The organism is Nitrosomonas sp. (assembly GCF_019635155.1).
Taxonomy (GTDB): Bacteria; Pseudomonadota; Gammaproteobacteria; order Burkholderiales; family Nitrosomonadaceae; genus Nitrosomonas.
This window is the reverse complement of sequence record NZ_JAHBZY010000035.1, coordinates 1-7773: the sequence shown is the minus strand read 5'-3', so window position 1 is coordinate 7773 and position 7773 is coordinate 1. Positions and strand designations below refer to the sequence as shown.

Sequence of the window (7773 nt, the reverse complement as noted above, 5' to 3'; positions counted from 1 at the left end):
ATCGGCGTCAGGGTGTCACTCACCCATCGTTTTACGTTCTGCAGGGTCTGCACCTGCTGCTCCTGGGCTAATCGCCCCTTCTGAAATCCCTCCGTCAGGAGGGCGTACCACTCCAAGACTGGAGCCCGGTACCGTTCTTCATCCTCGGCATCCTTTGGGATCTGCCGGAAATCCACATACGATCGCAGCAAGCCGACCACCAACTCCTTCCAATCGGCTTCGTCTAACGTGGCCAATGCACGAGCGCACTGTTCGGCCCGATCCTTCTTGAGCTCTAATTCCCACCGAGTCCCGTATTCATGCCAGTTCTCCTGGCCCTTGCTCTGAAGTTCCAGCCGTTTGTCGTAGATGCGCAGCAAGGTCTGGCTCTGCGGACTCCCGAAGTACATGGTCTCGCCCGTGGTGGCCCCTGTCCCATGCGTCAGGTTGGAGACGATATGCCGAACCTGCGCGGCACGCGTCACACATTGGCCTGCCGATACGGCCTCTCGGATGGTCGAGACCAGCACCGTGCCCGTTCGGTCATCCAGCGCACAATCAATGCGCGTCACGTGGCCCTGTTGGGCATGGACCCACTTGAGCAGAGTCCGGATTTGATCCCGTGTCAGGGCGGACGCCAGGCCGCCCGAGAGATCCACATGGATTTCATTCGGACGACGAGGCGCATTGGTGCCCAGTTTGCCGACGCCGCGGAGTCCGTCTACTCGCATCCACGACAAGGGATAGCCTCGGAAGCCGCCCTTGGCCCTACTCCAATCTCCGCCAAGCACCTTCATGGTCTCTTGAGGATTGCTGGCCAGGACCGTAAACGCCAGCCAATCAATCGTCAGAGTGAAGCCAGAATCCATGGAACCTATCGAACTCCTGTAATGAGCGCTGTAGGTAGCGCCCCCGTGTTACCAAGACGGGGGCCATTCCGCTCCGCCCCGCAGCCTGTCGGCATGCGGCGCGGACCGGCTTCGCCTCCCGGCAACGGACGACGGTGTTGCTCTGTGACGCGCCCCAACTCGGACATCTGCACCTCTTCTTGTGCCCTGTTCCCGTTCGTCTCACCCTAGGCGAATCACCGGACCAAAGCAAAGGCCCCGGAAGGGGTCACTAGGGGACACGAGGGGACAGCAGAGGACAGATTTTGGGGTAGCTCAGATGCAAAAGGAAGTGAGCAGAAGGAGGCGTATGTGCGCTTTCGTGCGCTCAGAGCGGCAATTGTGCGCATCGTTCGGAGACGGGACCGGGAGCGAACACAAATCAGCTCGTTTTTGAGTGGTGGGCGAAAAAAAGTTTGGAAGGCATCCTCGGCATTGTGGGATAGGATTTGAAGCAGGGTGGCAGAACGCCCATAAAATAATGTCGAGGCAACTAAGTGACAATAAAAATATTAGCCATCGGGCTTAGAATTGCGCGACTAGTCTCTAAGTAAAGCGTACATACGTTCTTGTGTCCATCAGCATAAGCGATCGAACGTTATTCTTGTTCGGGCGGTGCAATTTCGCACCGTGCGGTTTGTGCGAAAAAGCTCAGTTGCCATGTTGATTGCTTAGTACATGTATGTAATTTCATGCACTCTTCGAGGGATTATTCTCGACATGAAAATAGTTATTCATAGATACGTAGGTATTCGTGCCTTCAACATGGAAATAGTTGACTCAAATTCAGCGAATTGTGCTACAACGCACTGCCATTGAAGCGCACCTTCTACCTCAGAGGACACATGCATTGTCCTGCCCGTCTTCGTAGTGCAACGTTTTCAGTCTTCGTCTTCATGACTCTCGCCTTCACATTTTTTACCAGACCAGCAGCTGCCCTAATTGTGAATTCCGAGACCGTGCCACAACTTCCTATCGGTCCAAGTACGTCACCTGGAGCGGGACCGACTCAAACTATTAATGTCAACGGACAAGTCACCTTTTCGGAGCATTAGCACTGATCTGTTTATTTTTCAATTATGTAGCGCTCACTTTATCACCGTCGTCGACGATTCGTGCCGCCTGAGGCGCGTGCCTGTTCATTTTGTCGAGCCGACGAACCCAGATCCATACCTAACACCGTAGTCTTGGAGGACACCACATGCGCACACTACCCAGGCTAGCGGCCGGTCTTTCCGCACTGCTCCTCACCGGCTGCGTAGACCTCTCCTTTCGCATCACGCCGGAGAATCTCTCGGTGAAACCGATGGCGGAGGGCAAGACCTGCATATACACCCTGTTTAATTTTGGCTACGGCACCAATACCGCTGAGCAGGCCATGGCCAACGCCACCCCGCCGATTCAGAACATTCGCAGCATCAGTCTAACGGTCTTTCATTTCCTAGTCTTCGAATCACACTGCCTGAAGGTCGTCGGTGAGAGCGCTCCAGCCGGCGTGGGAGCACGCTAATTGGAACATGATATGTTCGCAAGAGGAGGACCCCGCATGCGCACGTTCTGTACGCTGACCGTCTGTCTCGCCGTGCTTCTGCTCGTTGGCTGCGTCAGCATCACCAATCGCATCACCCCCGAGGATCTCTCGGTGAAACCGATCGCGGAGGGCAAGACCTGCATGTACACCCTGTTTGAGTTGGGCTACGGCAACAATACCGTCGAGCAGGCCATGGCCAACGCCACCCCGCCGATTCAAAAAATCCGAAGCGTGAGTCACAGCCTCTTCTTCTTGCTGTTTGTGAATAAGAGCTGCCTCATCGTGGTCGGCGAAGGCGCACCAGCCGCCGCGCCATAGCGGCGACGCCAACGGAGACGGTCTGTCGACGATTACCGCGTACTGGAGGGACTATACGATGCATCGATTGATCTGCTGCACCTGCTGGCTGACGGCCCTACTTCTCTCCGGCTGCATAAATCTCTCATTTCGCCTGACCCCAGAGGATCTCTCGGTGAAACCGATGGCGGAGGGCAAGGACTGCGCGTACGCCGCGTTTGGGTTTGGTTACGGCACCACGACCGTTGAGCAGGCCATGGCCAACGCCACTCCGCCGATTCAGAACATCCGAAGCGTGGGGATAAACGAATTCTACTTGCTAGGTGTATACAGGGGGTGCCTGATCGTGGTCGGCGAAGGTGCCCCGAGCGCCATGAAATAAGCCCACCGTGCCCCCCACACGACCGATTGTGCGCGAGCTCACTGCACCAGGCTGGTGCACGGTGGTGGATCTGGAGGGCCTGACGTATCGGGCGGAGGCGGTGGTGGCGGAACTGGCGGCCACTCGTTTGTGCCCAAATTTGTATAAAAGGCCTATCTCATGTTTGGTGGAGTGAATGTCAGAAGCAGAAGTTTTTCTTTTGACAGTGTCGCCTTGACGGGGGGACTTACAGCTTGATGTCATCATCTTTCATGCTCATCGCTTATCGAAAGGAAATTGCATGCGACATTTTGATAGACGCAACATCTTTGCGTCACCATTCTCCTTCTTGCTCATAGCGCTTGTTGTGGTTTCTGGTAGTGGTTGTACCGTCCCTCTGTATAAAGAGTCATTCCTTACCGCAGCATCAGACGGGCCCAAGTGGAGCCCAGTTCGCACAGGCCATAAGTTAGGTGTTGGTGACCATATCCACGTCATCGCTCTAGCAGTTGACCCGAAAACCCCCGACACCGTCTATGCCGCAACAGAAATCTTGCTAACGGAAGGGTATAAACGCGATCTCATTAAAACGACAGATGGGGGAGTGTGGTGGAGTAGGGTCAAGAAGGGCGTTCCCGTCTCGTTAAACGTGAAGTGTATAGCGATTGATCCTCATGTCACTAGCACATTATACCTGGGTACAGTTGAGGGCGGAATATATAAGAGCATCGATGCGGGAGAGAACTGGGTGTCGATGAGTTCGGGAATGGAAACCAAGAAACCCGGAAAGCCCAGCGCTGCGTTTCGAACCATCAATGCTTTGGCAATTGATCCACAAAATCCCAATACGTTATATGCTGCTACGCAAGCCGGAATATACAAGAGCATCAATGGGGCAGAGAATTGGGTCGAAGTCAGTAATGGCTTGACGGATATACAGGATCCGCAGTGGCAGGATTACACCGGTGGCGTTATTGCTTATGCCGTAGCAATCGACCCAACCAATTCCCAAATAATCTATGCGGCCACTTATGGTAAGGGGGTTTTTAAGAGTGCCGACGGAGGGACAAGCTGGACTGGCACGCTTCTCGCGCTCGGGAAGAATAAAATGTTTGGAGGCATCCAGGCATTCGGGGAGAATGAAATGTCAGTAGGCGTCCAAGCGTTAGCGATTAATCCTAAACAGCCTACTATCATTTATGCTGGAACGACTCTTTCCGGGGTGTTCAAAACCTCAAATGCAGGAAAGTCATGGGAGCCGGTCAACACTGGTCTGGGATCTCAAGCCACGAAAGTGGGTTCACTTATGATCGACCCTCAGAACCCCAATACCGTATATGCGGGTACCCAGCGAGGGGTCATTAGAACCACGAATGGCGGACAAAACTGGAAGTTCATTAACTCCGGACTACAGCCGGTGCCCAATATGGATCAACCAGTAGTACTTGCCATCGATCCATTGAACCCACATACGATGTACGCCGGCACTACTTTGCTCGGCATTTACAAAAGTCCGAACGTCGAAAAAGAGTAATCTGGCAGTTAGTCGAAAGTATGCCCGATGGTCACGACATCGAACGTTTTGGCAGCCGCTTCGATGAGCGTCCCGCGCAACACATTCAACCACTGTTCGCGACAAATGCCGTCACCTGTTGTTCGGGATCGACTCCGAGCATGTCTCTGTCCTGTGCCACCTCACATGTTCGTTCGGAAAATTTGAGTCATTCAATGGGTGTTCGAGTGATGAGTGCGTGAACGAGCCTGATTCCTTACCCTCACGCATGCCCAGGCCGCCATGAAAGGTGGTGGCATGAGGACAATGAAGAGCGATCGCACATAGCATTGGGCCGGCTGACACCTGCCGCCCATACGAGGCAGTGGGCCAGAATATCGGTCACGGTGTCGACCGGATTCTAAAAGGGGGCTGCCATTAAGGACGGGGGAAGTCTGATGCACAAGTACACTCTCACGCTGGTCGTAATTGTAAGTCTGTCTGTGCTGTCGAGTGGTTGCACTGCCATTATGGAGGCAAGGGCAAAATATCGAGCTGAAAATCCTCACCTGTTTCCAAAAGGGGTGGTATCTCCTGAACCAGAGCAGAAGCCACCCACGAGCGTTCTTAGCCCGGACGCTTATGGAGAAAACATAGCTGGAACTCCGTATGCTTTTGTCAAATTAACTGTGGCGGAGAAGGCGGCTCTCCATTGGGCAGCTTCTCAAGAATACCTACGATTACACAGTTCAAAGCCGTCGAATGCCGAGGTAGGAATCCTGGCAGAAATGCATGGTATGAGCTCGATCTCCCTCAGTGAGAAGGCAAACCATTGGGACATGCCAGAACCATCTATTTGGCAGGTTCTTAATGGACTTCCTCTGAGTCTCAGAGACTTTGAAAAATGGCGCGCGCAACGTATAGAACAAGATAATACACGGGCTGGAGTGGCTAGAGCAGTAGCCAAACTTGAGCAAGCCCAAATCATTGAGCAGAAAGAATCCTCTCTACATCGGCATGGATGTGAGTGGATGACCGGAAAATATTATGTGAACAGCGCCCCATCCTCCCTGTGTACTCCCGTCCTAAGTGGATGTGCAGAGGGCGATTGCACTAATGGCCATGGGACATATGTTTCCTTTGATGGAACAAAGTACATTGGATATTTTGAGGACGGTGCCCGTATTGGGGAGGATACGGTAACTGCTGGCGCATATGGATCAAATGAATCAGCTACGCCCCATTCCTTTACGAACCTACTTCCCGAGCAGAAGGCTGCACTCCATTGGATCACTAGTCGAGAGTATGTGAGTCTGCATGACCCTAATCGGGCCAAGAAAAATCCTGATGTACTCGCTGCCCTCCATGGGATGTCTGCCAAGTCGCTGGAGAAAATGGTGAATGGATGGCAAATGTCAGAAGAATCCATTCGTCGAATTATTAATCAACTTCCCTACAGGCAACATGCGTTTGAGAAATGGCGAGCACAAACCATTGAGCGGCAAAATACGTCAGAACGTCTACCTAATTTAGTTGAACTCCTTGCTCGTGAGCAATTGGGTGAGCAGGCTCATAATGGCATGCAGCGAAGTGGATGCGGATGGATGACCGGCGAATATTATCTCGATCGCAATCCTTCTGCGCTTTGCACTCCGGTTGTTGGGACTTGTATTGAGGGTGATTGCATCAATGGGCATGGCGTTTATGTCTTATTTACGGGAGTTAAATTCTCAGGAACGTTCAAAGATGGCAAACCTATCAGCCGAGATAAGATTTACCCAAAGAAAACATATATAACTGGCAGCTGTACGGAAGGTAATTGTACTAATGGACACGGAACGTATGTCTTTTCAGACGGGTCGAAATATGTTGGAGATTTCAAGGATGGTCTAGCCCATGGCAAGGGATCGAAGAGCTGGATGGTCGGGATTAAGTATAGCGGCGATTTTGATCACGGTGTCGCCACTCAAGAAGAAAGCTTTACGGTTCCAGCAAAACAGGGCCTGTCCAAAAAAACATGTCTTGAAGGAAACTGCATTGATGGCCAAGGCACACTCACATACCCTAATGACACAAAATACGTTGGAGGATTTAAATCCGGGCAGCCCTCGGGTCAAGGAATATATCTTTGGAGGGATGGAGAAGCGCTGAGGGGAGATTTCGAGAACGGTTTTTTGATAAAGGGAGAGTATATCTTTCAGGACGGAAGCCGTGTGGCTCAGAATATACGTCGAAGTTGGCACGAAACCTACGCGGAAGAAGCGAAAGCTGCTCAAGATAAGGCAGATCGAGAGCGCGCCGAACGCATTTTCAGTCGGTTTCTTTTCAATGAGGTTATAGATTCTGTCGTCGAGATGACTTTAGATAACTCGTGGAGTGGCGCTCATGGTGGACGTGGTTTTATGCAGTGACAAGGGACAGCTTTGGTGAGGCATAGTCAAAGGGCAGTCTTGTACGGAGTTGAGCCGGACACAAATGCTACATTCGATTTACGCTCCGAATGAGCGATGGAGTACGGTCTTTTGATGCCTTGGAAGAACGCGGTCTGACTCCGCGAGGCTCATTGGCGGACGCGATTCGACTCGATAATGGTATGACCGCCGACCGGTTTATGGCCTGGTGTGAGGATCAGGGCATTGGGCTACCGTGTATTCAGCCGGGCAAACCCGATCAAAATCCGTTCATCGCGCGCTTCAATCGCGCGTACCGAACCGAAGTCCTCAATGCCTAGGTGTTCGAGTCGCTCAAACATGTCCGGGAGATACCCACAGAATGGTTACATAGTTACAGAGTTTAACGAAGAACGGCCTCATGACGCATTGCCAGGCTCCCGCCTGACAGGTATCGGACACGATTAGAAGCTCGAAGTTCTCTTTTGCGGCGTCTCCTTGACAGGGGAGCTTGCAAGAGGAAGCAAGGTAATCAACCTGAAGTGTGCTAATGGGAAACTGTCTCACTGAAGGGGTTCACCCCATTGGCCTGTGCTAAATTTGTGCTAAAAATTTTCAAAACCCACCTATACACCTCGAAACAATCGAATCAATAGAATGCACGCAAGTGACTGTTTTCGCAGTTAAAACGGGGAAACCATTTGGCACACCGAGCGTTTCAAAAAATGTCCTGGCTTGTTTCGTAAACCGCAGGTCGGTGGTTCGATTCCACTCGCCGGCTCCACGTCCCATTTATTCTGGACTGAAAGCAAGCCAGCGCAAGCGGGCTCGTATGC

The 7773-nt window shown here is 52.3% G+C and carries 7 protein-coding genes and 1 pseudogene; 6 read left to right on the top strand and 2 right to left on the bottom strand.

Features of this window, described 5'->3' with window-relative positions:
• Both KF839_RS14500 and KF839_RS14495 read right to left on the bottom strand, forming a co-directional pair.
• A partial coding sequence (locus KF839_RS14500; protein WP_292918541.1) for a replication initiation factor domain-containing protein occupies positions 1–848 on the bottom strand: 848 nt, incomplete at its 3' end.
• Positions 849–853: 5 nt separating this feature from the next.
• On the bottom strand, positions 854–1015 hold the full coding sequence (locus KF839_RS14495) for a hypothetical protein (RefSeq protein ID WP_292918540.1): 162 nt from the start codon (positions 1013–1015) through the stop codon (positions 854–856).
• A 1052-nt stretch (positions 1016–2067) separates the two neighbouring features.
• On the opposite strand from KF839_RS14495, the gene KF839_RS14490 reads away from it, so the two are divergent.
• From KF839_RS14490 to KF839_RS14930, 6 genes and pseudogenes are all read left to right on the top strand, one after another.
• Entirely contained in the window at positions 2068–2376 is a 309-nt protein-coding gene (locus tag KF839_RS14490) for a hypothetical protein (RefSeq protein ID WP_292918539.1), read from the top strand.
• A gap of 36 nt (positions 2377–2412) precedes the next feature.
• Positions 2413–2715 carry a TRL domain-containing protein gene (locus KF839_RS14485; protein ID WP_292918538.1) on the top strand — a complete coding sequence of 101 codons (303 nt, stop codon included), beginning with the start codon at positions 2413–2415 and terminating at the stop codon, positions 2713–2715.
• A 58-nt stretch (positions 2716–2773) separates the two neighbouring features.
• Positions 2774–3076: a hypothetical protein gene (locus tag KF839_RS14480; protein WP_292918537.1), complete on the top strand. Its 303-nt coding sequence runs from the start codon at positions 2774–2776 to the stop codon at positions 3074–3076.
• Positions 3077–3704: 628 nt separating this feature from the next.
• Positions 3705–4589, top strand: a complete 885-nt coding sequence (locus KF839_RS14475; RefSeq protein ID WP_292918536.1) for a WD40/YVTN/BNR-like repeat-containing protein — start codon at positions 3705–3707, stop codon at positions 4587–4589.
• 416 nt (positions 4590–5005) lie between these two features.
• On the top strand, positions 5006–6958 hold the full coding sequence (locus KF839_RS14470; protein WP_292918535.1) for an MORN repeat-containing protein: 1953 nt from the start codon (positions 5006–5008) through the stop codon (positions 6956–6958).
• A gap of 158 nt (positions 6959–7116) precedes the next feature.
• A pseudogene (locus KF839_RS14930) lies at positions 7117–7488 on the top strand (integrase core domain-containing protein); the annotation flags it as partial.
• Positions 7489–7773: the final 285 nt, after the last annotated feature.